The sequence below is a fragment of the Mesorhizobium delmotii genome (assembly GCF_900149755.1).
GTDB classification, from domain to species: Bacteria; Pseudomonadota; Alphaproteobacteria; order Rhizobiales; family Rhizobiaceae; genus Mesorhizobium; species Mesorhizobium delmotii.
The window spans coordinates 1-24765 of the sequence record NZ_FUIG01000023.1 but is presented as its reverse complement, the minus strand read 5'-3'; the positions used below and the strand labels follow the sequence as shown (position 1 = coordinate 24765).

Sequence of the window (24765 nt, the reverse complement as noted above, 5' to 3'; positions counted from 1 at the left end):
GAGGCTGGCGCCGGCGCTGGCGATCTCCTCTCCCCTCGGGGAGAGGTCGGATTGCCCCGAATTGCCCTTTGCAATTCGGTTGGCAATCCGGGTGAGGGGGCACTTCCCCAATGCGATAGCCCAGCCTAAAGCTGGACAGATTGTCTGTCCGAGCAGATGAATAGAGACAATCTCTCTACGCGTGGGCGCCCAAACAGTCTCTCTGTCTGCACCGCGCGCATAGTCTCTCCGCATCGCCTCGACATCGGGAGACCTCGAACATGTCCGCGCATTTTGCCCGCCCACAACGCCACGAAGCGCTCGACCGCCTCGCCGACCGCCGGCTGCTGCGCGAACTCGCCTATGTCGACGGCCACTGGACGGCGAGTGAGGCCGCCGAGAGTTTTGAGGTGACCGACCCTGCTACAGGCGCCACCGTTGCCTGGGTTGCCGCGCTCGATAGCAGGCAGACGAGCAAGGCGATCGACGCGGCATCGCGTGCCTTTCCCACGTGGCGCGCGGCTCTCCCGCAGGAACGCGCAAGAATCCTGCGAAAATGGTTCGATCTGATCATCGCTGCCAAGGAGGATCTGGCCCTGCTGATGACGCTGGAACAGGGCAAGCCGCTTAGGGAAGCGCTTGGCGAGATTGACTACGCCGCCTCGTTCGTCGAGTGGTATGCCGAGGAGGCAAAGCGCCTCAACGCCGAAAGCGTCACCAGCCATTTGCCGAACGCCGAAATGATGGTGCGGCGCGAACCGCTCGGCGTCGTCGGCGTTGTCACGCCATGGAATTTTCCCGCGGCCATGCTGACCCGCAAGGCAGCGGCCGCGCTTGCCGCCGGCTGCACCATCGTTGCGCATCCTTCCTCGGAAACGCCGCTGTCGGCGCTGGCGCTGGCCGAACTCGGCGAACGCGCCGGCCTGCCGGCTGGCGTCTTCAACATTCTCACCGGCAAGGCTTCGACCATCGTTGGGCGGATGTGCGAAGACGCTCGCGTCCGGGCCATGAGCTTCACCGGCTCGACCGAGATCGGCAGGCTTATCGCCGCGCAAAGTGCGCCGACGATGAAGCGGCTGGTGATGGAGCTTGGCGGCCATGCGCCGCTGATCGTCTTTGCCGACGCCGATCTCGACAAGGCTGTGACCATCGCCGTCGACGCCAAATTCGCCACGTCCGGCCAGGATTGCCTTGCCGCCAACCGCATCTATGTCCAGCGTCCGATTTATGATCGTTTCTGCGCCGCCTTCGCCAGGCGCATCGAGACGCTGCGGACAGGCAATGGCCTGGCCGATGACACTGACATTGGGCCGTTGATGCACGAGCGCGGCGTCAAGAAGGTCGAGGAGCAGGTTGCCGATGCGCTCGCCCATGGCGCGCGCTGCCTCACGGGTGGCAAACGCGATTCTGCAGGACCGCTGTTCTACCAGCCGACCCTGCTCGCCGATGTCACCGACGACGCGCTGATCATGCGCGAGGAAACTTTTGGTCCGGTCGCCGCCGTGACGCCCTTCGACAGCGAAGATGAGGTCATCGCCCGCGCCAACGCCTCCGAATACGGGCTCGTCGCCTATGTCGTCACCGAGAACGGCGGCCGCCAATTGCGCATGGGCCGTACGCTCGACTACGGTATGGTCGCCATCAACCGCGTCAAGATCACCGGCGCGCCGATCCCGTTCGGCGGCGTCAAACAGTCCGGCATCGGCCGCGAGGGCTCGCGCCACGGGCTCGAAGCCTTTACCGATCTTAGATATCTCTGCCTGGACGTGGCCTAGGTCGTAGTGACGCCCGAGAACCGCGCCCGACACTTTTCCTCAGGAGTAAAAAATGCTCGACCAGTCCAACGAACTCGCCGCCTGGGACCGCGACCACTTCTTCCATCCCTCGACCCACATGGGCACGCATGCACGGGGTGAATCGCCGACCCGCGTCATCGCCGGCGGTGAAGGCGTCACCATCTGGGACAACAACGGGCGCAAGAGCATCGATGCCTTCGCCGGCCTCTATTGCGTCAATGTCGGCTATGGCCGCCAGAAGATATCAGACGCCATCGCCGCGCAAGCCAGGAACCTGGCCTACTACCACGCCTATGTCGGCCACGGCACCGAGGCGTCGATCACGCTTTCCAAGATGATCATCGACCGGGCGCCGCAAGGCATGTCGAGGGTCTATTTCGGCCTCTCCGGCTCCGACGCCAACGAAACCAACATCAAGCTGATCTGGTACTACAACAACGTGCTCGGCCGTCCCGAGAAGAAGAAGATCATCTCGCGCTGGCGCGGCTATCACGGCTCCGGCGTCATGACGGGATCGCTGACCGGGCTCGATCTGTTCCACAACGCCTTCGACCTGCCGCGTGCGCCGATCCTGCACACCGAGGCGCCCTACTATTTCCGCCGCGCCAACCGCTCGCTGAGCGAGGAACAGTTTTCCCAACACTGCGCCGACAAGCTCGAAGAGATGATCCTGGCTGAGGGCCCGGACACGGTTGCCGCCTTCATCGGCGAGCCGATCCTCGGCACCGGCGGCATCGTGCCGCCGCCCGCCCTCTATTGGGAAAAGATCCAGGCGGTGCTGAAGAAGTACGACGTGATGCTGGTCGCCGACGAAGTGGTCACCGGCTTCGGCCGGCTGGGCACCATGTTCGGCTCCGACCATTACGGCATCAGGCCCGACCTGATCACCATCGCCAAGGGCCTGACCTCGGCCTATGCGCCGCTGTCGGGCGTCATCGTCTCGGACAAGGTCTGGCAGGTGCTGGTGCAGGGGTCCGACAAGCTCGGCAGCATAGGCCACGGCTGGACCTATTCGGCGCATCCGATCTGCGTTGCCGCCGGCGTCGCCAACCTGGAACTGATCGACGAGATGGACCTGGTGACCAATGCCGGCGAAACCGGCGCCTATTTCCGCGCCGAACTGGCGAAAGCCGTCGGCGGCCACAAAAATGTCGGCGAGGTGCGCGGCGACGGCATGCTGGCGGCTATCGAATTCGTCGCCGACCGGGACGAACGCGTGTTCTTCGACGCCGCGCAAAAAATCGGGCCGCAGGTTGCGACCGCCCTCGGCGAGCGTGGTGTCATCGGCCGCGCCATGCCGCAGGGCGACATTCTCGGCTTCGCGCCGCCGCTGTGCCTCACCCGCGAAGAGGCTGACATCGTCGTCTCCAAGACGGCGGATGCGGTGAAGAGCGTGTTTGCCAATCTCTAATTTGTAGACCTTGGCGCTGCCCCTCATCCGCCTGCCGGCACCTTCCCCCGTAAGAAACGGGGAGAAGGGTCAAGCACCCAGCGCCGGCGCCCCCCTCTCCCCGTTCTTCACGGGGAGAGGTAAGGGTGAGGGGCAGCGCGACCCGGAATTCTGGAAGCAACATCGATGACCGCAAAACCCTCCCTCCCCGCCACCATGGCCGCGGTGCTTCTGACCGGTCACGGCGGACCGGAAAAGCTTGTCTATCGCACCGACGTGAAAGTGCCCTCACCCGCCCCTGACGAAGTGCTGGTCAAGGTCACCGCTTGCGGCATGAACAACACCGATGTCTGGGTGCGACAGGGCGCCTACGGCACGGAGGAAGATGCTGCCGCCGTGTCGACCTGGCGGCGTCAGGGCAACACGCTGACTTTCCCGCGCATCCAGGGCACCGACACCGTCGGCAACATCGTTGCCGTCGGCGATGGTGTTTCTTCGGCCCGCATCGGCGAGCGGGTGATGGTCGATTTCTCGATCTACAACCGCGACGATGATTCACTCGCCGACATCGACTATATGGGCCACGGCCGCGACGGCGGCTATGCCGAATACCAGGCCGTGCCGGCCGAAAATGCCCATGTCGTCGCTACCGACCTGACTGACGTCGAACTCGCCACTTTCTGCTGCGCTTACCTTACCGGCGAACAGATGCTGGAACGCGCCGCATTGATGGCCGGCGAGCGCGTGCTGGTCACCGGCGCGTCGGGCGGCGTCGGCTCCGGCATCGTGCAATTGGCGCGGGCGCGCGGCGCGATCCCCTATGCCGTCGTCGGCAAGGGCAAGGAACAGGCCGTGCTCGACATCGGCGCCGAGGCGGTGATCACCCGTGGCGTCGCCGATCTGCCTGCTGCCGTGAACGACGCGACCGACGGCCAACCGATCGACGTGGTCGCCGACCTCGTCGGCGGTGCGATTTTCAATGACCTCTTGCGCATCCTTCGGCCCGAAGGCCGCTACACCACCGCCGGCGCGATTGCCGGCCCGGTCGTGCAGCTCGATCTGCGCACCATGTACCTGAAACATTTGCAGCTGCACGGGTCGAGCCAGGGCACGCGTGCGGACTTTCGCCGTATCGTCCGCTACATCGAGGACAAGAAGATCCGGCCGCTGGTCGGCGGGGTCTACAAGCTCTCCGATTTCCACCGCGCCCAGGCGGATTTCATCGCCAAGGATTTTGTCGGCAAGTTAGTTGTCGTGCCTGATGCTGTCTCGGATCTCGCAGCAACCCGTTGACAGCCAAGATTATCGCTCTCGCTTAGTTCTGCGATCGACATGATGGGCCAAAAGCTGGCTCAGACGCCGACCGGTTCGTCCGCTACGGGCAGCCGTCGTCGTCTAGTTGGCACGGGTAGTGTGGCAGGAATATTACCCCTCGGCTGCGAATACGTAGCTGTTGCCATCCTTGGACAGCGTGCCGACGTTCGGCATCAACCAGTGAGTACCCGAAATGGTGAGCTTGTCGGCGACCGCGCGATCGAAGATCTTCTTTCGCGTTTCGACGGCCATTTGCGGATCCTGGTCGATAGCAAGCTGCCACTCGGGATTTGTTGAAATGTGGGGCGCAAGATTGACCACGTCAGCGCTGATCAGGAACTGTTTGCCGCCCGAGGTCACCAGATGCGCGACCATTCCCGGGCTATGACCAGGCGCCTGAACGGCGTGCACGCCGGGCAGGAGTTCTGGTTCACCCTCAAAAGTCCTGACGTTTTTCCACGTCGCCACGGTAGCCTGAATGCGCCGGGCGAGGCCCTTGCGCGTCGGTCCGAGATCGATCGACTCGACCCCCGGGCGCGTCCACCATTTCAATTCCGCGGCGGGCACCACGATGTCGGCATCCGGGAAGACCTGCGCATTGCTCTCATTGTTCATGAGGCCATAAATGTGGTCGCCGTGGAGATGGGGGATCAGGATCGTCTTGACTGCCTTGGGGTCAAGGCCCGCCGCGGCCATGCTCTCGAATAGCCGGCCGTTCCCTTCACCATAAATCGGATGACCGCCCGTGCCCGAGTCGATCAGGACCACTTGATCGCGCAGCTTGAGCGCCATGACGATAAACCGCAGGGGCGCCTGATTGTCGGGAAAACCGGCACCACGCAACGCCGCCTTGACCTGTTCGACGCTGACATTCCTGACCATACCCTCCCGCAGCGGAACGTCACGCATGCCATCAATCAGAGAGAAGACTTCAATGTCGCCAACCTTGTATTTTCGGAAAGGTTGGGCGACGGCCTGTTGAGCGCAGGCCGCGTCGACAAACGTGATCGGCTTGTCGAGTCCAAATGCAGCATGAGCACCGGCTGCGCCAAGTGTCAGGTCGCGACCCGAGATATCGAACATCCTTCCCCGCTGACTGAATGATCGAGCATATCAACGGCGGTCGGCACTGCACAAGGTCGGCTGGGGTCGTGAGCCGCAAGTTAAACTGAGACACCACCCGACCGCGCGAACCTTCGCCCCGAAGGCCGCTACACGGCGGCCGGCGCGATTGCCGGCCCGGTCGTGCAGCTCGATCTGCGCACATGTGTCCCAAGCAGTTGCAGCTGCACGGGTCCAGCCAGGGCACGCGACACGATTTCCGCCGTATCGTCCGCTACATCGAGGAGAAGAAGATCCGGCCGCCGGTCGGCGGTGTCTACAAGCTCTCCGATTTCCACCGCGCCCAGGCGGATTTCATCGCCAAGGACTTTGTCGGCAAGCTGGTAGTCGTTCCGGATGCCGTTTCGGATTTCGCTGCAACCCGTTGACAACCAACACTAACAAGGGCTCGGGCTGTTCGCCGACACGGTAAAGTCGAGCGCGACATGGCCTTGCGGCGCGCCGAAGCGAAGGAAGGCTTCCGATAGCGTCGCGAACACCGGTCCGGCATCGCCTCTAAGCTTGGTGCAGAAATTCTTCGACCTGTCGAAGACGCCCGAAGTCTTGAGAAAGTCGATGCAGCCGTAGATCTCGTCCATGTGGTGGCCCTCGCCGAGCGGATAGAGCGAGAACTGCGCGGCGACCTCTTGTCCGAGCTTTTTCGCGCTGTCGACATGCGCCCGCGCCGCGCCGATGCGCTCGGCCAGGGACAGTTCGTGACTGCTGCCGGAAATCGGTGTGCAGATCGGATCGTCAGGCTCGCCAGGGCAGCCGCGCGACACCGTTGCCGATAATACGCAATGCACGCCACTTGCCGCCGCCGATGCGAACAGGTCGCGCATGGCCGGGAAAAGCTGTTCCGGCGGGCCGACGATCAGCGTCGAGATGTCGTCGGTCTCGATGCGGAAATTCGGCCGATAGGAATCCATCGCCGAAATCGCTTTGAGGATGACGCCGACGAAATCGTCGCACATCGGATACAGGGAAATCTGTGCACCTGAAAACATGGTCGCCTCGCTCCGCTGGCATTACCCAGATCAGCTTGAGGGACCGAAGGCTTGGCACCTTCCATCTCAGCCCCGGCAGTACGGAGCGCCCCTGTCGATGGGAGCGACGTAGCACCTGCGCGAAGGATGTTCAAGTATGGTCCAGGCAGTCGCTTCGGACCAATTGCCGATCGTGGCGCCGCCGGCGAAGCTGCCGATCTCCCCCTGCGGGGAGATGCCCGGCAGGGCCGAAGGGTGCTGTCCCTCGAACCTCTCAAGACCTGGGTTCCTCGCTCCCGCGAAGCGGGGGAGAGGTGGCCGCGAAGCGGCCGGAGAGGGGGCTTTCGTAGGGCGCGGTTCCCCCTCTCCGTCTCGGCTTCGCCGAGCCACCTCTCCCCCACTCTGGTGGGGGCGAGGAACCCAAGCTGGAATGAAGCCGCGATCCCCTCTGCCCTGCCGGACATCTTTCTCGCAAGGGGGGGAGATTGAATGTCGCTTCGGCTTTCGCCAATCACCAGCGCCCATTCAGCCTCTTTGTTTCGCTGCCCTGTTCAGCTCGGTGATCCGACCTGGCCGGCGGCGGCTTCAAGCGATCTTTCGAACGCGTCGATCATCTCATCGACCTGTGGCTCGGTGATGATCAGCGGCGGGCAGAAAGCCAGCGCGTCGCCCATGTTGCGGGATATCACGCCGTTCTGCTGCATGAAACCGTTGACGAGCCCGCCCAGCGCGCCGGCCGTCTCCCACGGCGTCTTGTTCGCCTTGTCGCCGACCAGTTCGACCGCCGCGATCAGGCCGACGCCGCGCACCTCGCCGACAAGCGGGTGCGACGCGAGGCTGCGCAGCCGCTTCTGCATATGCGCGCCGACCCTGCACGCATTGCCGACAAGGTCGCGCTCCTCGATCAGCTTCAGGTTCTCGAACGCGACCGCCGCCGCGACGGGGTGGCCGCCGCCGGTGAAGCCGTGGCCGAAGGTGCCGATGCGATTGCTTTCGTCGGCAATCGGCTCGAACATTTTTTCGTTGATCAGCAGGGCCGAGATCGGCAGATAGGACGAAGAAATCTGCTTCGACAGCACCATGATGTCAGGCCTGATGCCGAAGGTCTGCGAACCGAACATCTCGCCGGTTCGACCAAAGCCGCAGATCACCTCGTCGGCGACCAGCAGGATGTCGTATTTCGACAGCACCGCCTGGATCTTCTCCCAGTAGCCGGCCGGCGGCACGATGACGCCGCCGGCGCCCATGATCGGCTCGCCGAAGAAGGCAGCGATGGTTTCCGGTCCTTCGGCCAGGATCAGCTTTTCCAAATCGTCGGCAAGCCGGCTCGAAAACTGCTCTTCGCTTTCATTTGGCAACCCATCGCGCCAATGGTGCGGCGTCGCCGTATGCAGCACATTGGCAATCGGCAGGTCGAAGGAAGTGTGGTTGTTGGGCAGGCCGGTCAGGCTTGCAGCGGCAATGGTGACGCCGTGATAGCCACGATTGCGGCTGATGATCTTCTTGCGTGCGGGCTGGCCGATCGCATTCGACCGGTACCAGATCATCTTCATGGCCGTATCGTTGGCCTCGGAGCCGGAATTGGTGAAATACGCCTTGCTCATCGGCACTGGCGCCATCTGCACCAGCTTCTCGGCGAGATCGATCAGCGGCGAATGCGATTTGGAGCCGAAGTCGTGATAGTAAGGCAGCTTGGACATCTGGCGCACCGCCGCATCGACCAGCCGCTTTTCCGAAAAGCCGACCGCGACGCTCCAAAGCCCGGCCATCGCCTCGATATAGCGGTTGCCGGCGAGATCCTCGACATAGATGCCGTCGCCCTTCTCGATGACGAGTGGCCCTGCTTCCTCATGCTTGCGGGCATCGGTGTAGCCGTGCAAGTGGTAGCTGATGTCGCGGGCTTCGGGAGAATTCGGTCGAGCGTCCATGATAGCTCCTGTCCTGCATGCCGGGACGTGCGCCCTGCCGCCGTTCGGCGCGCGCATCGGCCTCTGGATTAATGCTGTTTGGTGCATCCGTTTCTTGTAAGGGTGTCAAGCCATTTCGGAAGGGCTGGCGGATGGACGGAAGACATGCAGAATTTCAGCTTCGAGGCTGCGGAACGCGAGAACCTGCGCCAAGCCGGCGGTGCGCGTCGCCAAGACTTGATCCCCGAACGGGTCACCAGCAGGCACAACAACAAGGCTGAGGTGGCCTGATCGTGGACCATGTCGACTGCATCGTCGCCGGCGCCGGCGTCATTGGCCTTGCGATCGCGCGAGAGATGGCGCGGCGTGGCATGGATACCCTGATCCTCGAGGCCGAGAACGCCATCGGCACCGGGACCAGTTCGCGCAATTCTGAGGTCATCCATGCCGGCATCTACTATCCGGCCGAATCGCTGAAGGCCCGGCTCTGCGTGCCAGGCCGGGAAAAGCTCTACCGTTATTGCCAAGAGCGGGCGGTGCCGCATGCGCGCTGCGGCAAGCTCATCGTCGCCACGGATGCCGAACAGGAGCCGGTGCTCGCTTCCATCCTGGCCAACGCCTCTGCTTGCGGCGCGGGCGATTTGGCGCCCTTGACTGCAGCAGAGGCGCGCAGGCTGGAGCCCAAGCTGCGGTGCACGGCCGCCCTTTTGTCTCCGGCCACCGGCATCATCGACAGCCATGCCCTGATGCTTGCGCTGCTGGGCGACGCCGAGGAGCACGGGGCGGCGCTCAGCCTCAACACCCGCATCGTCTGCGGCCGCATCGAGGGCGGGCGCATCGCGCTCGACACGGTCGACAGCACAAGCGGCGAGCGCTTTGAAATCGCCACCACGCGCTTCATCAACGCCGCCGGGCTTGGCGCCACAGCACTTGCCGGCGCGCTTGACGGGCTCGACCCGCAATTCGTGCCAGATCTTCGCTATGCCAAGGGCAATTATTTTTCGGTCGCCGGCCGGGCGCCATTCTCGCGGCTGGTCTATCCCGTGCCCGAACCCGGCGGGCTCGGCGTCCATCTGACGCTCGACCTCGACGGCGTCGCCCGCTTCGGGCCTGACGTCGAATGGACGGATCAACTCGACTATCGCGTCGATCCAACGCGTGGCGAGCGCTTCTACGACGAGATCCGCAAATACTGGCCGGACCTGGCCGATGGCAGTCTGCAGCCGGCCTATAGCGGCATCCGGCCGAAGCTCTCCGGTCCCGGCGAAGCCAATGCCGACTTTGTCATCCAGGATGCGGCGGTGCATGGCGTGGAGGGCCTGGCCAATCTGTTCGGCATCGAGAGCCCCGGCCTGACCTCAAGCCTGGCGATCGCCGACCATGTCGCGCAGCGCCTCGCGCCGAAGGCGAGCTAGCCGAGGGCGACCCGCGCGAGCGCGCCCGTAAGCCATCCGTAAGCCGGGGTCGCGGAACCTGGGTCCGACGATCACCGGGACCATCGATATGAAGAACCGTTTCGAAGCCATGCCTAACCCAAGCTGCCGGTTCGAGATCTGGGACAATGAGACTGGCGAGCCCGTGGTCCATCACGATCGGCTGCTCACCTTCGCCTCGGCGAAGTCGGCGGCAAGGATCGCCGACTTCCTCAACGGCAGCAGCAGCCATCGGCGCCGCGCCGGCGCCGCCGAATGGCGCGTTGCGGCCCGCGATGTCGGCTGGGGAGGATGATCGTCAGGCTGCTCCACCTGGCGATCGGCATGGCGGAGCTTCGGCGGCTCGTCTTCCAACGAAACTTGGCGCAGGATCGAACGCTTTGGTACCGAGCGTCGGAGGAGTCTCGCCATGACCGATGAACCAAGCCGTGAACCGGCGCGTGATCCCCAGGATCTGGAGCGCCTGCTGATCTCCCGGCAGTGGGCGGGAGACATCGACGGCATGGCCGCGCTTTTTGAGCCGCATGCCGTCGTCGACAGCGGTGAAGGCCGACTGACGCGTGGCCGCGAAGCGATCCGGGCACTCTTCGCCGACATCACCGCAACGGGCCGAAAATTTGCTGCCGGAACTCAGGCACCGGCAGTTATCAGCGGAGACTTGGCGCTCACGTCAACCCGTCTTCCCGATGGCACAGTAACCGCCGAGGTCGCCCGCCGCCAAGGCGACGGGACATGGCTGTGGGTCATCGATCGATTCTCCGTTGCGTAGCGTCGGCCCGGATGACCCCGGAAATCGATTTTCGCTGGGAATCATGCGCAGAACCAAGTGCTCGCGCGTCCGGGCGTGCGGCCCTGTAGCGCAAAGGAGTGACTCCAGTACGGTTGTGGATTCGAAGTTCCTGAACGCCGATGCCGTCGATCGAGCAGGAACCTCAAATCTGGTTATGATGCATCAGTGCGCCGTCTGCGAATGGTCACCGCCCGGCTGCGAAATGCCGCCCAGCGCTTCGCCGGCCCAGGCGGGCTCGCCATTCGTGGCGAGGTCGCCGAGCGAGACAATGCCAACCAACCGCCGGTCGCGGCTGATCACCGGCATTCGCCGCAGTTTGAGATCGCGCATATTCTGAAGGACATCGCCGACTTCCTGGTCATCAAAGCAGCACTGTACCTCCGCGCTCATCACATCCCTGATCTTGGTGTCGGGACCTCTGCCCTCCGCGATCCCACGGACGGCAATGTCGCGGTCCGTGATCATGCCGACCAGCCGCTCATTCTCACCCACGGGCAGAACACCGGCGTCAAGATCGGCCATGGCTCGTGCGGCATCCCGCAAGGACTGGTCCGGACTGGCGACCTGAACTTTCCGTGTCATGCACTCGCTGATTCTCATGGCTTTCTCCTCGAGCTGCAGCGCCCCGCCGATCTGTGATGAAGGTGTGATCAAGGAGAATGAACGCCTGTCGGAATCGTTCCATGTTTCGACCACGCCCGACGGGATACGCTCCACCATGGCCATATCCGTGACAGACGGGAACCATAATCCGGCACGATGGTTGTGTGATCACCGAGTGATCCTCCCCGAGCAAAACGGAAAACGGAAGGAACGATCATGCGCATGTTGACGACAATTGCCGCCCTTTCGGGATTGGCCCTGGCGCAGCCGATCCACGCGCAATCCACCGACCCGCAGCTTCCCCAAATCGCACCCCCGGCTCCGGAAGCCCTGCCCGATCCAAGCTTGCCTAACCAAACGCCTGACCAGGCCCTGCCTGACCAAGCCCTGCCGGATCAAGGTTTCACCGACCAGAATTTTACTGGCATTGCGATTGTCGCCCTCGAGGATTTGCCGCCGGAACTCAAGACACAAGCCGAGGCCGTGATCACCCAGACCAGCGTTGAAGATCTGCTTACCCTGCAGAGCTCGATCGATGCGTCGCCGCAGGCAGCAACGGCGCTGGCGGCGAGCGGACTGGATTCCTCGCAGGTTGTTGCCGCCAACATCGATGGCGACGGCATGCTGACGCTGATCATCCAGACAACCACCTGATCGGCGATCCGGGCGTGGCGGACCAGACCACCCGGCTTCGGCCCTGAAAACCCGGTACAGCGGAGCAGCGTCATGGCCGAAGCCGCAGTTCGCAACTTCACCCTCAACTTCGGGCCGCAGCATCCCTCTGCTCACGGCGTCCTGCGGCTGGTGCTGGAACTGGACGGCGAGATCGTCGACCGCGCCGATCCTCATATCGGCCTGCTCCACCGCGGCACGGAAAAACTCATCGAGTACAAGAACTATCTGCAGGCCCTGCCCTATTTCGACCGGCTCGACTACGTCGCGCCGATGAACCAGGAGCATGCGTTCTGCCTCGCCGCCGAGAAGCTGCTCGAAATATCGGTCCCGAAGCGCGGACAGCTCGTCCGTGTTCTCTTTTGCGAAATCGGCCGGCTCTTGTCGCATCTCCTCAACGTCACGACACAGGCCATGGATATCGGCGCGCTGACGCCACCGCTCTGGGGTTTTGCCGAGCGCGAGAAGCTGATGGTGTTCTACGAGCGCGCCTCCGGCGCCCGCATGCATGCGAACTATTTCAGGGTCGGCGGCGTGCACCAGGACCTGCCTCCGAAGCTCCTGGACGACATCTGGAATTTCTGCGGTCCGTTCCTCAAGGTCTGCGACAACCTCGATGAATTGCTCACCGGCAACCGCATCTTCAAGCAGCGCAACGTCGATGTCGGCGTGATCGGCCTCGACGACGCCTGGGCCTGGGGCTTCTCCGGCCCCATGGTGCGCGGGTCGGGCGCACCGTGGGACTTGCGGAAGGCACAGCCATATGAATGCTACCCGGAGATGGATTTCGACATTCCCATCGGCAAGAACGGCGACTGCTATGACCGCTACCTCGTCCGCATGGAGGAAATGCGCCAGTCGGTGCGGATCATGAAGCAATGCCTGGAAAAATTGCGATCGCCCGAGGGCCAAGGGCCGGTGGCAATTCCAAACCACAAAATCACGCCACCGCCGCGGGCGACGATGAAACGCTCGATGGAAGCGACTATCCACCATTTCAAACTCTACACGGAGGGTATTCGCGTGCCCGCCGGAGAGGTCTATGCCGCCGTGGAGGCGCCGAAGGGCGAATTCGGCGTCTATCTGGTTTCGAACGGCAGCAATACTCCCTATCGATGCAAGATCCGCGCTCCGTCCTTTGCCCATCTGCAGGCGATGGATTTTCTGTCGCGCGGGCACATGATCGCCGATGTTGCCGCGATCATCGGGTCGCTCGATATCGTGTTCGGCGAGATCGATCGCTAGCGCATTTTGCAGCCAAGTGGAATCTCTTGGCGTCGCAGAAATGCGGCTAAAGCAAACAGATAGAGCGGGATGTCTAGTTCAACTTAAACGTGTCCCGCTCTAACCACGCGCAGGGTGTTTCAGATTTCGAGCAAAGCGTAGGGACGGCCGGTCGGCTTCGCCACGTGCATGGCGACGTTGTAGACCGGGGCGCCGCCGGGCGTGCGACCTTCATAGACGCCGCGATGCGCGTGGCCATGCACCACGGCGCTGACCTTGAACCGATCGATCGTCTCCGCCAGCCGCGACGAGCCCAGGAACGGAAAAATCTCCAATGGCTCGCCGGCGACCGTCTCGACCACCGGAGCGTAGTGCAGGACGACAACCGTACGTTTGGTGCGAACCTGCCGCATTGCGTTTTCGAGCCGCATCGACTCGCTGACGCTTTCGGCGACCATCGCCTTGATCGCCGGCTCGCCGAAGGAGCCGAGCATGCGCGATCCAAAACCGCCAATAAAACCCTTCACGCCGACAAAGCCGACCTCCTTGATTTCCGTCGTCTGGCCGTCAAGAAGATGGACGCCCGCCTGCCGAAGAATGTGGGCGACGTCCTCGACCGCACCGGATTCATAGTCATGGTTGCCGAGCACGGCGACGACCGGGATTGCGCAGGCGCGCAAATCCTCCGCAAGGATTTCGGCCTCACGCGGCTTGCCGAGATTGGTAAGGTCGCCAGCGAGCACGAGGACGTCCGCTTCGCGCGAGACCTCGCCGAAAAGATCACGACAAGAGGCCTGGGCGTCTTCCTTCACATGCAGGTCGCCGACAGCCGCAATCTTGACGGTGCCGCCGTTCCCAACCGTTGCCGTGGCAGTTGTGCGCTTCTCAGCCATCACGAAATTCTCCTGTTCCGCCGACGCCGGCAAAGCCCCATTCCTTGACGTCGATCTCGTAGTCGGTCGGCGAAAGCAGGCGCCCGCGGCAGATCTTCATTCGGGGAGTAGGCAACTCCCTCTGCTTGGCGAGCCGGTCAAGCAATTCGTCCAGCAGCCAGGCGGGAATGTGATCGCGCTCGCTCGGATAGATCCATCGAAAATTCAGAAGCTGCATCAACAGCACCTCCCAGTGAACTTCGAGGTAGGAAAGCAGCCGGTGCCAATCGATCTGATCCTGCGCCTTGAGGATGGTATGAGCGATGTCGGCGCCGTCGTGGCGGCGTCTGTCCTGGATGAAGCATTTGGACCAGATAAGCTCGGTCGGACCTACGATCCGCACCTGACTGCCCAGCAGCTCGATCTGCCGTGCATGCTCCAGCCACTGGTCGCCGACCGGCATGGTGCCGTTTGCCGATGCGAATATGACGTCAAAAAAATGCGTGCTTTTGAAGACCTTTCCAAGCCATCGGTCGTCCACGATCTCGACCGCATAGCCGGCTTGCTTGAAATGGGCGAGGATGCGGGCGTAGTCGCCGGCCTTGCAGAAGATGTCGAGGTCTTTGGTCTGGCGCGTGACGCCCGTATAGGCGCTCACCGCGTAGGTGCCGGCGACAAGAAAGGGGATGTCCGTCGCGGCGAGTTCGCGGATCGCCTCTGTATAAAAGACCTCGGCCTCGGCGTGCTGAAGCGTCGGCGCCGCTTTTGGATCGATCGTCGGAACAGATGCCGGGATGGCGCCTCCCGTTGGAGAATCGTTGGTCATGAAATCGTGGCTCCGAAGCCCAGCAACCTGCAGCTGTCCGTCCTTAACAAAGCCGCCGCCGCATGGTTCCGTCGCCGACATCATGCGGACGGACGTCTCCATCGGACTGCCGGGCAGCCCAATTCGTTAAAAATGCGAAGACGGAGCCTTTTCCGCCGCTGGTGAGTTGAAGAGTGAGAAAACCACCAGCACGGAGGTGACCATGGAGGACGAGCGCAAGGCGGTACGCGTCAGGCTCAATGGAAGGGTGCAAGGCGTCTCTTTTCGCGTGTGGACACGGACCGAGGCCGAGAGGCTCGGTCTGTCCGGATGGGTTCGCAACGAGGATGACGGATCCGTAACGGCACTGATCGTCGGGGCCGAAGACGCGGTTTCGACGATGATGAACCGGTTTTGGAAAGGGCCGACCGGGGCGTTGGTCTCCGGCGTGACATCCCAAGATGTCGATCCCGGCCAGGAGCCGAACGGCTTCAGGATCATCGGCTAGAAGTGGGTGCCGGCTTTGGGAAAACCGACGCTCAACCAAAAGCCAGGCCTCTGCGACTCTTGCCTTCCGCCACCGGGAACAATCGACAGCCAGCGCCGTTGGGACCAATCGGCCACCGATTACCGGCGGCCATGACAAACGATGATGGGATTCGGCCAATGGAAGTCACCCGAGCAGATAGCTTTCCGCTCAGTTTCAGCGAGAAAGCATCTCGGGCTGGCTTTCGAACTGCCGACGACAATTCGATGTATGCTCTTGCTCTAGCCACTGACTACGACGGCACACTCGCGGAAAACGGGGTCGTTTCCGATGCGACCCGTGCCGCGCTCGAGCGGCTGAAGGAAACCGGCCGCAAGTTGATAATGGTCACCGGTCGCGAGCTTGCCGACCTCGAAAGCGTTTTCCCGGAGCTTGGCATTTTCGACAAAGTCGTCGCCGAAAACGGCGCGCTCGTCTACACGCCGGCTTCGAAGGAGGAGCGCATCCTGGCGCCTGCGCCTCCGGCGGAATTCGTCGACAGGCTGATGATGCGCAAGATCGCCCCCCTGTCGATTGGACGTTCCGTCGTCGCCACCAGGGAGCCCAACGAGACCATCGTGCTGGAAGTGATCAAGGACCTTGGCCTGGAGCTGGAGATCATCTTCAACAAGGGTGCCGTCATGGTGCTGCCGAGCGGGGTCAACAAGGCGACCGGTCTTGCGGCTGCCCTTGAGGATCTGGAATTGTCCGCCCACAATGTCGTCGGCATCGGCGATGCGGAGAACGACCATGCCTTTCTGCGCGCCGTCGGCTTCGGAGTTGCAGTCGCCAATGCACTGCCGAAGGTAAGGGAGACGGCGGGCCACGTGACGAATGGTGCCCGCGGCGCGGGCGTGAGGGAGTTGATCGAGGGCCTCATCTCGCATGACGCCGCCTTGCTGGACACGGCGCGGCAACGCATTGAGATTGGCGCGGACGACGGATCGGGCGCGGTGATGCACCTTTCACCGCGCGCCGGCGGCGTGCTGCTGGCCGGCACGTCGGGGATCGGAAAATCCACCCTCGCCACCGCCCTGACCGAGCGCTTCGTCGAGCAAGGCTTCCAATTTTGCGTGCTCGACCCGGAGGGCGACTACGAGGACCTGGAGGACGTGCTGGTGGTTGGCGACGCCAAAAGCCCGCCGAGCTCGCGCGAAATCTTCGACCTCTTGTCCAAGCCGTCCAACAATGTCGCCGTCAACATGCTCGGGATCAAGACTGCGGAGCGGCCAAACGCCTTCGCCAAGCTGCTGCCGGAGCTTGCCGCGCTTCGCGCCCGCACCGGACGCCCGCACTGGCTGATCATCGACGAGGCACACCACCTGTTGCCGCACGCGCGCGATGGCACAGCCTTTGCGCTTCCAAAAAGCCTTTCGGCGACCATTCTGGTCACAGTACATCCCGATCTGGTTTCGCGGGATGTGCTGGCAGGTGTCGACACCGTGCTGGCTCTTGGCCCGGAAGCCGACAAGGTCGTTGAAAGCTTCTGTGGCGCAATTGGCGAGGGCGTACCGCCGGGCGTCGTGCCGCCACCGGAAAACAAGGTCTTGTATTGGAACCGGTCGACAGCCGATCCCGCAAGACCGATCTCAATCGAGCGTCCCCGGCAGGAACGCAAGCGCCATATTCGCAAGTATGCCGAGGGCGATCTTGGCGACAACAGTTTCTATTTCCGCGGCGCGGACGGCAAGCTCAACCTGAAAGCGCAAAATCTCATGATGTTCCTCCATATCGCCGAGGGGATCGACGACCGCACCTGGGAGCATCACTTGCGCGCGGGCGACTATTCGGCCTGGTTCCGCGACCAGGTCAAGGACCAGGGACTTGCGGAGGAAGCGGCTGTCATCGAGGATGACGATAGTCTCGATCCGCATAGAAGCCGCGCCGCCATCGCGGAAGCGGTCCATCGCCGCTACACCGCGCCCGCCGACTGAAATCTGCCCATGCCCTGTGGTATCGAGGCCGATTGCATCGAGCTTCGCCGATGGCGGATCGCCGCCGAACGGCATATCCGCACATCAACGACCACTGATGCGAGGCGTGGAAATCGCTTCGCCGCCTCCATCACCCGAACGTGCCGGCCCCTAGCTTGAATGCCGGCGGCGTCAATGCCCGTAGCGTCAATGCTGCGTCAATGCATGAATGTTCCTCGCAGCCAGGCGAAGAAGCCGAATCTCTCGGACATTGCCGCACGGACGCGGGAGGCAGCCCATCGCGCTCGTATCGTGGCGCCGACATGGCAATGGCAGACGATTTCGTGCAACTGCCAGTCGGTCAGTTCGAAGAAGCGCCTGGCTTCACCGTAGGTGTCGTCTCTCAAGCCTTGTGCGCGAAAGATCGGGTCCTCGAAGGCAACCGTGAGAGGCGAGTCGTTGTAACGCATCTTTTCGCGTATCTCAGGGGACTTGTATTCGGTGCCCGTCAACGCTTCGAGACGCCGATCGGGATTTTTCTCCAGCAGTTTCGCCCAACGTTCGAGACGCTGGCTTCGGGTCGCTACGAGGTCTGTTGCTTCAGCATGAACGTCGGCAACGGTATGCAGTTGGTCAAGTGTTTGGTGCTTCACGGCCGCCTCCTATTCAACAGGTGAGTTCGTCCCACCCTGAAATGGAAATTATGGCGCTCCACGACGCCGACAAGGCCCTCATGCGCGTACCATTCGATCACTTTTCTGACGGCGCCGTCCTGCCACGAGTGCCTGATGCCTGCGGGAGGAGGTTGCCATCGGAACCATAGGCACGCGTGGTCGTTCTGCGTGCATCAGCCCGTAGAGCGAAACCGGTCGAAACGGGTGGCGTCAAAATCCCGGCCGACGTCGGTGACCCGCCAAGGCAGAGTGCAGCGAGCGGAAGGAAATCACACCATGGCCATTCTTCCCACTCCCGAACCAACGCCCACTCCGGCGCCCACGCCACCGCCGCTTCCTGAACCGAAGCCGGTGCGTGAGCCGGACCCGGACAGACTTCCCGACGAAGCTCCCGTCCCCAATCCGGATGAAAATGATGCGCCGCTGAAAATCGGTCCTAAAACATCCAATCCCGACATTTGACGGAGCGGATTGGTGTGAAGCGATCGGGGAGACGCTCGCTCCAGATCGCCCAGTTCCTCATGGAGGCCGGTCGGTGCATTGCGCGGCCATCGAGCGCGTGGCGCTCAGGCGGCGCGGAATGATGATGGAATGATGCTCACCGTCGCAGGCATCAGATCGAGCGCTGCGGCGAAGCGAACTCGGAGGCCTGCCGTAGATGCTGGCGCAGCAGCGCCTCGGCCCATTCGATCTCGCCCGCTTCGACAGCATCGAGGATGGCCAGATGTTCCCGGCATGACTGCTCGATGCGTTCCGACGGCAGTTCCTCGAAACCTGCCGATTCCTGCAACCGGCGCAGATTGTTCTGCTGGCGCACCGCATCCGCCAGGAACCGGTTGCCGGAACAGGCCGCAAGCCCTTCGTGAAAGGATGCGTTGATCCGGAACCATTCGTCGCCGCCGATCAGCGTCTTGCCCGTCGACACGATCGCCCGGATGCGCTCGTGAGCGCGCCGGACCGGCGCCAGCTGCTGGGGATCGGCATTGAACATGGGCGACCGCAGCGCCGCGCATTCGACGGCCATCCGGAATTCATAGCTTTCCCGGTAGGCGTCCTCGCCGACAAGTGTGTCGGCAAATCGCCAGCCATGCCCCGGCAGGCGCTGCACCAGTCCTTCGGCGGCAAAGCGGAGCAAAAGCTTGCGCACGATGCCGCGCGACACCTGATAGCGCGGCATCAATTCCGCCTCGGACACCTCCTGGGGCAACTGACCGAGCGCGCGCTCCCGCATCATCCTGCGGTAAAGCTCCTCGAGCGGAGAACTGGGCAGGATATCCTCAGGGTCGAGGTCGGCGACATCGCGAGCCAATTGCAGCCCCCTTGTCTCGAAGGGGCTTAAGATGCCCTGGGCGACCAGCAGTTCCAGCGCCGCGCTGACGGGGGAACGCGAAACGCCGAACGTGCGGGCAAGGTCCGGCACCGAGACGCGGGTTCCAACCGTCCAGCCCGAATCCTTGATCCGCTCCAGGATCCGCCGCGCCAGATCGATCTGCAGCGGACTGGCCGCCTCGCTGCGTGCCGGCCGGTCGATCATCGTTTCGTTCATAGGCGCTTCCTCAAGCGTTCGTATTATAGATATGCGCCACGCAGTTCGAACTGGCAATCTAGCGAATCTTACTGCTTTTCATTCAATCAAAATGCATTAGTATCCGGACTCACACGAGTTGAGGCTTCCCTTTGATGACAACAGTCGCACCTTTTCCGCTTGTCGAGATCGATGGAGCGCCAAGAGCGCGCGGCATGGCCTATGGCGAACAGGCGCGCGGGCGTATCGGCGCTTCGGTAGCGCTCTATGCCGGCCAGCTCGACCGTTTCGGCTACAGGCGGGACGATGTCGCGCGGTTCTCCGGCATCTTCCTGCCTCGCTTGCGGCAATGGGCGCCCGATCTCGTCGAGGAGATGGAAGGGATTGCGTCAGGCGCTAACCTCGAACTGTCCTCGATCGTCCTGGTCAATGCGCGTACCGAAATCCTGCAGCTTGCCCGGCGCGAGAAAGGCATGTCCGACGACGAGCCCGACGGATGCACGGGCGCGGCGATCCTGCCGGAGGCAACCCGGAACGGCAGGCTCATCCACGGCCAGAACTGGGATTGGAAGGCCGAGTGCGCCGAGACCTCGGTGGTGCTGCGCATCCGGCGAACGGACGGGCCGGACCTCCTCACCTTCACCGAAGCCGGCGGACTGGCGCGCAGCGGCTTCAACGCGGCCGGCATCGGCATCACCGCGAACTATCTCGAATCGGACCGCGACTATCGCGAGATCGGAATTCCGCTTCCCTTCGTCCGGCGCCGGGCTCTTGAGGCGCAGCATTTCGCCCATGCCATCAAGGTGGTGGCGACGACGCCGAAATCCGGCTCCAACAACATGATCCTGAGCACCGCCGAGGGGTTCACGGTCGATTTCGAATGCGCGCCGGACGAGGCCTTCGCCATCTATCCGGACAACGACATGATCGTCCACGCCAATCACTGGCAGAGCCCCGTGGCATTGTCGAAGCTGCGCGAAACCGGACTTCGCGACGTGCCGGACAGTCTCTATCGCGACCACCGCGTGCGCCGTCACCTGTCGGCGCGGCATGGGGACATCACCATCGACGACCTGAAGGAAGCCCTGTTCGACGACTTCGCTTCGCCGTTCAGCGTGTGCCGTCCGCAGATCAGGAAGGAAGGCGGCAATCTCTCGGCGACGGTGGCGATGATCGTCTTCGAACCAGCCGCCGGCGCCATGGAGATCGCGCCGTTGCCGGCCAAGAACCGCGAATTCACCCGCTACGAACTCACCATCGAAGACGAGATCCTCGAGCGCGCGGAGAAGGCAGTGCCGGCGCGGGAGAGACCTTCGATATCACAGGAGAAACGATGGTCCGCTTTGTCCTGACCCGGATCGCCAGCGCCATACCGACCCTCATCCTGGTGTCGGTTGCGGTGTTTGTGATGATGCGCTTCGTCCCCGGCGATCCCGCGACGCTGATGCTGGGAGACCTCGCGCAGCCCGGACAGGTCGATGCGATGCGGCATCAGATGGGGCTCGACCAGCCTGTGGTGGTGCAATATCTGATCTGGGCCGGCAACGTCCTTTCAGGCGATTTCGGACGCTCGATCGGCAGCGGGCAAGAGGTGCTGCCGCTGATCCTCGACCGTTTCGCCGTCTCCTCGACCATCGTCTTTCTCGCCGTGCTTGTCGCCTCGGCGATCGCCGTGCCTGCCGGCATGCTGGCTGCCTGGAAGCAGGACAGTCTCCGCGACGTCACTGTCGTCGCCACCTCGACCATCCTGCTCTCGATCCCCAGTTTCTGGCTGGGGCTGATGCTGATGCTGATCTTCGGCCTCTATCTCGGCTGGCTGCCGGTTGTCGGCTATGTGCCCTTCAGCCGCGACTTCGCCCAAGCCGCTCTCTATGTGATCCTTCCCGTGGTTACCCTGGTGCTCGTCGAATCCGGCCCGATTGCACGCATGGCCAGGGCCAGCACGATCGAGGTGGCGCGCCTGGAATACATCACCCATGCGCGGGCGAAGGGGCTTTCGGAAAGCGCGGTGATGTGGCGCCACGCTTTCAAGAATGCCTTCGCGCCCACCTTGACCCTGATCGGCTTGGTGCTCGGCAGCCTACTTTCTAGCATCGTCGTCATCGAGACCGTCTTCACCATTCCCGGCCTCGGCCGGCTGCTGGTCGATGCGATCTATGCCCGCGACTATCCCGTGATTCAGGGGTACGATGCTGTTCGTTGCCTTCATCTATGTCGTGGTCAACCTTGTCGTCGACCTCGTCTATCCGCTGCTCGATCCGAGGGTCGCCGCATGATCGCCCGTGTGCTCGGCCGGCCCGGCCTGAAATTCAACGCGATCTTCGGGATCGCCGTCACCGGGACATTGATCGTTCTGGCCGTGTTCGGCCCGTGGATCGCGCCCTACGATCCGCTCAAACTCGATCTGCCGTCGCGCCTCAGCGGGCCCTCGCCTGTGCACCTGCTCGGCGCCGACGAGTTCGGCCGCGATGTGCTCAGCCGCCTCGCCAGCGGCGCGCGGACCAGCGCCTGGATCGCTTTTGCGACGGTCGTCTTCGCATTGATCCTCGGCATCGTGTTCGGCGTTCTCGCCGGTTTCCTGCGCGGCTGGGTCGATCGCGTCATCATGATGGTCAACGACGCCTTTCTCGCCTTTCCCGGCCTGCTTCTGGCGCTCGGCCTGATGGCGGTGATCGGCGCCAGCCGCGAGGGCATCATCGTTGCGCTCGGCCTTGCCTACATGCCGATCGTTGTGCGCGTGGTGCGGGCCTCCGTGATGTCCATTCGCGAGCGGGAATATGTCGAGGCCTCCCGCGTGATGGGCAACAGCGAGATCATCACCATGGCGCGGCATGTGCTGCCCAATTGCGTCGCTCCGATCATCGTGCTCGCCACCACAATGTTCGGATGGATCATCCTGTCGGAGAGCGCGCTGAGCTTTCTGGGGCTGGGCGTCCCGCCTCCGGCGCCGAGTTGGGGCAACATGCTGTCGACCGCACGGCCCTATATCGGCCAGGCGCCGCATCTGATCATCCTGCCAGGTCTCTGCATCTCGATCACGCTGCTCGGCATCAACATGCTGGGCGACGCGGTGCGCGACTGGCTCGACCCGAAAATGTAGGTGCTGGAAACGTGCCGAGCGGGGACAACAACACGATGCTTTCAGTACGCAACCTGTCGATCTCGGTCGGACCATCGGGAAAGCGGATCGTCGACAAGCTGAATTTCGATCTCGCCTCTGGCGACATGCTGGCGCTGGTCGGCGAATCCGGTTCGGGCAAAACGATGGCGGCCCGCTCGATCCTGAACCTGCTCCCAGCCCCGCTGGTCACGACCCCGGACAGCAGCATCCGCTTCGAAGGACGGGAACTCACCGGCCTTGCCGCAAAGGCGCTGCGCCAGATACGCGGTGCGCAGATCGGCATGGTTTTCCAGGAGCCGATGGTCTCGCTCAATCCAGCCGTTACCATCGGCGAGCAGATGGCCGAAGGGCTTCGCCTGCATCGCGACATGTCGCGCGCCGAGATAAAGGATCGCTCGCTGGCGATGCTGGAGAGGATCCAGATCAAGGATCCCGGCAAATGCCTCGCGGCCTATCCGCACGAATTCTCGGGCGGCATGCGCCAGCGCATCATGCTCGCATCGGTCATGCTGCTCAAACCGCGCCTGCTGATCGCCGACGAGCCGACCACGGCGCTCGACACGCTGGTGCAGCGCGACGTGCTCGACCTGATGGTGGAGCTGACGCGGGAGAATGGAACCGCGGTCCTGCTGATCAGCCACGACCTCGGCATGGTGTCGCACTATGTGAACAACGTGACGGTGATGTGCGAAGGCAAGGCCGTCGAACAGGGAAGCAGCGCCCAGGTCCTTCACGCACCGCAGCACGATTACACCAGGCGGTTGGTGGATGCGCTTCCCAAGCGCAGTGCCGGCGGATCGAGAAAAACCGTCGACGGCCCGCCCCTGGTAGAGATCAGCAATGTCGTCGTCGACTATCCGGGCCGTCCCAGGCTGTTTGCGCGCGCGGCGCCGAAGCGCGCCGTCGACGGCGTCGACCTGACCATCCGGCGCAGCGAAACCCTGGCGCTGGTCGGCGCGTCGGGCTCCGGCAAGACGACGCTCGGGCGCGCTATTGTCGGGCTCGTCAGGCCGTCCAGCGGATCGATCTCGTTTCTTGGCAAGGCGATTGCGAATGGACGATCGGCTGACGCGCGTTTGCAGCGTCGCGACATGCAGATCGTCTTCCAGGACCCCTATTCCTCGCTCGACCCTCGCCAGTCCATTGCCGAGATCGTCACCGAGCCCTTAAAGCTCGACACCGAATTGGACCGCAAGCGGCGGACCGCGCGCATGGATGAGGCCATTGAGGAAGTGGGGCTGACGCGCGACCTTCTCGAGCGTTTCCCGCATCAGCTGTCGGGCGGGCAACGCCAGCGCGTTGCGATCGCGCGGGCGATCGTCAGGCGACCGGCCTTCATCGTCGCCGACGAGCCGGTCTCGGCGCTCGACATGACGGTGCAGAAACAAATCCTGCTCCTGATCCGGTCGTTGCAGGAACGCTACGGTTTCGCCTGCCTGTTCGTTTCGCATGATCTGGGTGCGGTAGAGCAGGTTGCCGACCGGGTCGCCGTCATGCAGGACGGAAGGATCGTCGAGATCGGCGACCGCGACGACGTCTTCGACCGGCCGCGCCACGCCTATACGCGCGCCCTGCTCGATGCGGCGATGCTGATCGATCGCCGTTTCATCGACGGCGCGGGCGCACGCAAGGCAGTGGCGCAATGACGGCGATATGGCTCGACCCAGCATCATGACACCGTTCGGCCATATCAAGGAAATCTGGCGATATCCCGTCAGTTCGATGGGCGGCGAACGGCTGGACGGGACGGAGCTTGTGGAGGGCGGAATCCCTGGCGACCGGATCTGGGGCATCGTCGACCGGCGCGATGGAATTGTTGCCGCGCCGGAGAAGCGAAAACATTGGCGGCCGCTGCCGAACCTTCTTGCAAGGCTGCGGGGCGAAAGGCCGGAAGTTGGATTGGGCGATGGCCCCTGGATCGACGCCGGCTCCAGCCTCGCAGGCGAGTTGGTTTCGGCCTTCCTCGATTTCCCGGCGGCGCTGCACCCACATATCCGCTTCGGTTCGGACGCCCAGGATCATGTCGCGCCACGCTATCAGCGCGCCGACATCCACATCGTCACGTCAGCCTCGATGAACAGGCTTGCCGGCCTGCTTGCGGATCCGTCGCAAGTGGATTCCAGGCGGTTCCGGC

The 24765-nt window shown here is 63.1% G+C and carries 24 protein-coding genes, 2 pseudogenes and 1 riboswitch; of the genes and pseudogenes, 18 read left to right on the top strand and 8 right to left on the bottom strand.

What is annotated here, in order from left to right; translation table 11 throughout:
• The first annotated feature begins 260 nt into the window (after positions 1–260).
• The 3 genes from BQ8482_RS13465 (at position 261) to BQ8482_RS13455 (ending at position 4458) form a co-directional block, all read left to right on the top strand.
• A complete protein-coding gene (locus BQ8482_RS13465) occupies positions 261–1754 on the top strand; it encodes an NAD-dependent succinate-semialdehyde dehydrogenase (protein ID WP_123148084.1) in 1494 nt (497 codons plus the stop codon).
• Positions 1755–1806: 52 nt separating this feature from the next.
• Positions 1807–3186 carry an aspartate aminotransferase family protein gene (locus BQ8482_RS13460; protein ID WP_123148083.1) on the top strand — a complete coding sequence of 460 codons (1380 nt, stop codon included), beginning with the start codon at positions 1807–1809 and terminating at the stop codon, positions 3184–3186.
• 165 nt (positions 3187–3351) lie between these two features.
• On the top strand, positions 3352–4458 hold the full coding sequence (locus BQ8482_RS13455; RefSeq protein WP_123148082.1) for an alcohol dehydrogenase family protein: 1107 nt from the start codon (positions 3352–3354) through the stop codon (positions 4456–4458).
• A gap of 132 nt (positions 4459–4590) precedes the next feature.
• Here the strand turns inward: BQ8482_RS13455 and BQ8482_RS13450 are convergent, their stop codons facing one another.
• Positions 4591–5562 (bottom strand): MBL fold metallo-hydrolase, encoded by a 972-nt coding sequence (locus BQ8482_RS13450; RefSeq protein WP_123148081.1) that lies wholly within the window; start codon positions 5560–5562, stop codon positions 4591–4593.
• A 111-nt stretch (positions 5563–5673) separates the two neighbouring features.
• On the opposite strand from BQ8482_RS13450, the pseudogene BQ8482_RS13445 reads away from it, so the two are divergent.
• Positions 5674–5969: pseudogene (locus BQ8482_RS13445) on the top strand (zinc-binding dehydrogenase); the annotation flags it as partial.
• A gap of 9 nt (positions 5970–5978) precedes the next feature.
• Here the strand turns inward: BQ8482_RS13445 and BQ8482_RS13440 are convergent.
• Positions 5979–6587, bottom strand: coding sequence for a YkoF family thiamine/hydroxymethylpyrimidine-binding protein (locus BQ8482_RS13440; protein WP_123148160.1), 609 nt, complete (start codon positions 6585–6587; stop codon positions 5979–5981).
• Positions 6578–6690, bottom strand: a riboswitch (TPP riboswitch). (Overlaps the previous gene by 10 nt.)
• A 427-nt stretch (positions 6691–7117) precedes the next feature.
• Positions 7118–8494, bottom strand: coding sequence for an aspartate aminotransferase family protein (locus tag BQ8482_RS13435; protein WP_123148080.1), 1377 nt, complete (start codon positions 8492–8494; stop codon positions 7118–7120).
• Between the two features lie 144 nt (positions 8495–8638).
• Here BQ8482_RS13435 and BQ8482_RS40070 point away from each other — a divergent pair, with 144 nt between their 5' ends.
• From BQ8482_RS40070 to BQ8482_RS13420, 4 genes are all read left to right on the top strand, one after another.
• Complete coding sequence (locus tag BQ8482_RS40070; RefSeq protein ID WP_258123042.1) at positions 8639–8764, top strand: hypothetical protein; 126 nt, start codon at positions 8639–8641, stop codon at positions 8762–8764.
• Between the two features lie 2 nt (positions 8765–8766).
• The gene (locus BQ8482_RS13430) at positions 8767–9888 is read left to right on the top strand and encodes an NAD(P)/FAD-dependent oxidoreductase (protein WP_123148079.1); all 1122 of its coding nucleotides are present in this window, start codon (positions 8767–8769) and stop codon (positions 9886–9888) included.
• Positions 9889–9976: 88 nt separating this feature from the next.
• Positions 9977–10201: a hypothetical protein gene (locus BQ8482_RS13425; RefSeq protein WP_123148078.1), complete on the top strand. Its 225-nt coding sequence runs from the start codon at positions 9977–9979 to the stop codon at positions 10199–10201.
• A gap of 114 nt (positions 10202–10315) precedes the next feature.
• Positions 10316–10675, top strand: coding sequence for a YybH family protein (locus tag BQ8482_RS13420; protein WP_123148077.1), 360 nt, complete (start codon positions 10316–10318; stop codon positions 10673–10675).
• Positions 10676–10858: 183 nt separating this feature from the next.
• Here BQ8482_RS13420 and BQ8482_RS13415 read toward each other — a convergent pair whose 3' ends face one another.
• Positions 10859–11296 (bottom strand): CBS domain-containing protein, encoded by a 438-nt coding sequence (locus tag BQ8482_RS13415; RefSeq protein ID WP_023797834.1) that lies wholly within the window; start codon positions 11294–11296, stop codon positions 10859–10861.
• Between the two features lie 255 nt (positions 11297–11551).
• Here BQ8482_RS13415 and BQ8482_RS13410 point away from each other — a divergent pair, with 255 nt between their 5' ends.
• The gene (locus tag BQ8482_RS13410; protein WP_244602785.1) at positions 11552–11953 is read left to right on the top strand and encodes a hypothetical protein; all 402 of its coding nucleotides are present in this window, start codon (positions 11552–11554) and stop codon (positions 11951–11953) included.
• A 72-nt stretch (positions 11954–12025) separates the two neighbouring features.
• Positions 12026–13216, top strand: a complete 1191-nt coding sequence (locus BQ8482_RS13405) for an NADH-quinone oxidoreductase subunit D (RefSeq protein ID WP_123148075.1) — start codon at positions 12026–12028, stop codon at positions 13214–13216.
• Positions 13217–13335: 119 nt separating this feature from the next.
• Here BQ8482_RS13405 and BQ8482_RS13400 read toward each other — a convergent pair whose 3' ends face one another.
• Entirely contained in the window at positions 13336–14088 is a 753-nt protein-coding gene (locus BQ8482_RS13400; protein WP_123148074.1) for a metallophosphoesterase family protein, read from the bottom strand.
• Positions 14081–14893, bottom strand: a complete 813-nt coding sequence (locus tag BQ8482_RS13395) for a nucleotidyltransferase family protein (RefSeq protein WP_123148159.1) — start codon at positions 14891–14893, stop codon at positions 14081–14083. Before BQ8482_RS13395 ends, BQ8482_RS13400 begins: the two co-directional genes overlap by 8 nt.
• A gap of 202 nt (positions 14894–15095) precedes the next feature.
• Here BQ8482_RS13395 and BQ8482_RS13390 point away from each other — a divergent pair, with 202 nt between their 5' ends.
• Together BQ8482_RS13390 and BQ8482_RS13385 are read left to right on the top strand one after the other, a co-directional pair.
• A complete protein-coding gene (locus tag BQ8482_RS13390; RefSeq protein WP_123148158.1) occupies positions 15096–15380 on the top strand; it encodes an acylphosphatase in 285 nt (94 codons plus the stop codon).
• A 245-nt stretch (positions 15381–15625) separates the two neighbouring features.
• Positions 15626–17332 carry an HAD-IIB family hydrolase gene (locus BQ8482_RS13385; RefSeq protein ID WP_123148073.1) on the top strand — a complete coding sequence of 569 codons (1707 nt, stop codon included), beginning with the start codon at positions 15626–15628 and terminating at the stop codon, positions 17330–17332.
• A gap of 197 nt (positions 17333–17529) precedes the next feature.
• Here the strand turns inward: BQ8482_RS13385 and BQ8482_RS13380 are convergent, their stop codons facing one another.
• On the bottom strand, positions 17530–17964 hold the full coding sequence (locus BQ8482_RS13380) for a hypothetical protein (RefSeq protein WP_082982175.1): 435 nt from the start codon (positions 17962–17964) through the stop codon (positions 17530–17532).
• A 297-nt stretch (positions 17965–18261) separates the two neighbouring features.
• Between BQ8482_RS13380 and BQ8482_RS13375 the strand changes: the two genes are divergently transcribed.
• A complete protein-coding gene (locus BQ8482_RS13375; RefSeq protein WP_123148072.1) occupies positions 18262–18447 on the top strand; it encodes a hypothetical protein in 186 nt (61 codons plus the stop codon).
• Positions 18448–18598: 151 nt separating this feature from the next.
• On the opposite strand, the gene BQ8482_RS13370 is transcribed toward BQ8482_RS13375, so the two are convergent.
• Positions 18599–19531 (bottom strand): GntR family transcriptional regulator, encoded by a 933-nt coding sequence (locus BQ8482_RS13370; RefSeq protein ID WP_123148071.1) that lies wholly within the window; start codon positions 19529–19531, stop codon positions 18599–18601.
• Between the two features lie 134 nt (positions 19532–19665).
• Between BQ8482_RS13370 and BQ8482_RS13365 the strand changes: the two genes are divergently transcribed.
• The 5 genes and pseudogenes from BQ8482_RS13365 to BQ8482_RS13350 form a co-directional block, all read left to right on the top strand.
• Positions 19666–20862: a C45 family autoproteolytic acyltransferase/hydrolase gene (locus tag BQ8482_RS13365; protein WP_123148070.1), complete on the top strand. Its 1197-nt coding sequence runs from the start codon at positions 19666–19668 to the stop codon at positions 20860–20862.
• Positions 20844–21786, top strand: a pseudogene (locus BQ8482_RS40325) (ABC transporter permease). The gene BQ8482_RS13365 and the pseudogene BQ8482_RS40325 overlap by 19 nt, the downstream one beginning before the upstream one ends.
• Positions 21783–22610, top strand: coding sequence for an ABC transporter permease (locus tag BQ8482_RS40320; protein ID WP_342210951.1), 828 nt, complete (start codon positions 21783–21785; stop codon positions 22608–22610). Before BQ8482_RS40325 ends, BQ8482_RS40320 begins: the two are co-directional and overlap by 4 nt.
• 35 nt (positions 22611–22645) lie before the next feature.
• Entirely contained in the window at positions 22646–24277 is a 1632-nt protein-coding gene (locus BQ8482_RS13355) for an ABC transporter ATP-binding protein (RefSeq protein WP_123148157.1), read from the top strand.
• A 7-nt stretch (positions 24278–24284) separates the two neighbouring features.
• Positions 24285–24765, top strand: a 481-nt coding sequence (locus BQ8482_RS13350) for an MOSC N-terminal beta barrel domain-containing protein (protein ID WP_208867675.1), incomplete at its 3' end; no start/stop codon positions are given.

Bases quoted from the DNA above. Each gene is read 5' to 3' on its own strand.
- BQ8482_RS13390 (WP_123148158.1), top strand. From the start codon at position 15,096: ATGGAGGACGAGCGCAAGGCGGTACGCGTCAGGCTCAATGGAAGGGTG.
- BQ8482_RS13455 (WP_123148082.1), top strand. From the start codon at position 3,352: ATGACCGCAAAACCCTCCCTCCCCGCCACCATGGCCGCGGTGCTTCTG.
- BQ8482_RS13435 (WP_123148080.1), bottom strand. From the start codon at position 8,494: ATGGACGCTCGACCGAATTCTCCCGAAGCCCGCGACATCAGCTACCAC.
- BQ8482_RS13385 (WP_123148073.1), top strand. From the start codon at position 15,626: ATGTATGCTCTTGCTCTAGCCACTGACTACGACGGCACACTCGCGGAA.
- BQ8482_RS40070 (WP_258123042.1), top strand. From the start codon at position 8,639: ATGCAGAATTTCAGCTTCGAGGCTGCGGAACGCGAGAACCTGCGCCAA.
- BQ8482_RS13370 (WP_123148071.1), bottom strand. From the start codon at position 19,531: ATGAACGAAACGATGATCGACCGGCCGGCACGCAGCGAGGCGGCCAGT.
- BQ8482_RS13365 (WP_123148070.1), top strand. From the start codon at position 19,666: ATGACAACAGTCGCACCTTTTCCGCTTGTCGAGATCGATGGAGCGCCA.
- BQ8482_RS13405 (WP_123148075.1), top strand. From the start codon at position 12,026: ATGGCCGAAGCCGCAGTTCGCAACTTCACCCTCAACTTCGGGCCGCAG.
- BQ8482_RS13355 (WP_123148157.1), top strand. From the start codon at position 22,646: ATGCTTTCAGTACGCAACCTGTCGATCTCGGTCGGACCATCGGGAAAG.
- BQ8482_RS13395 (WP_123148159.1), bottom strand. From the start codon at position 14,893: ATGACCAACGATTCTCCAACGGGAGGCGCCATCCCGGCATCTGTTCCG.
- BQ8482_RS40320 (WP_342210951.1), top strand. From the start codon at position 21,783: ATGATCGCCCGTGTGCTCGGCCGGCCCGGCCTGAAATTCAACGCGATC.
- BQ8482_RS13450 (WP_123148081.1), bottom strand. From the start codon at position 5,562: ATGTTCGATATCTCGGGTCGCGACCTGACACTTGGCGCAGCCGGTGCT.
- BQ8482_RS13375 (WP_123148072.1), top strand. From the start codon at position 18,262: ATGGCCATTCTTCCCACTCCCGAACCAACGCCCACTCCGGCGCCCACG.
- BQ8482_RS13400 (WP_123148074.1), bottom strand. From the start codon at position 14,088: ATGGCTGAGAAGCGCACAACTGCCACGGCAACGGTTGGGAACGGCGGC.
- BQ8482_RS13425 (WP_123148078.1), top strand. From the start codon at position 9,977: ATGAAGAACCGTTTCGAAGCCATGCCTAACCCAAGCTGCCGGTTCGAG.
- BQ8482_RS13460 (WP_123148083.1), top strand. From the start codon at position 1,807: ATGCTCGACCAGTCCAACGAACTCGCCGCCTGGGACCGCGACCACTTC.
- BQ8482_RS13465 (WP_123148084.1), top strand. From the start codon at position 261: ATGTCCGCGCATTTTGCCCGCCCACAACGCCACGAAGCGCTCGACCGC.
- BQ8482_RS13420 (WP_123148077.1), top strand. From the start codon at position 10,316: ATGACCGATGAACCAAGCCGTGAACCGGCGCGTGATCCCCAGGATCTG.
- BQ8482_RS13415 (WP_023797834.1), bottom strand. From the start codon at position 11,296: ATGAGAATCAGCGAGTGCATGACACGGAAAGTTCAGGTCGCCAGTCCG.
- BQ8482_RS13440 (WP_123148160.1), bottom strand. From the start codon at position 6,587: ATGTTTTCAGGTGCACAGATTTCCCTGTATCCGATGTGCGACGATTTC.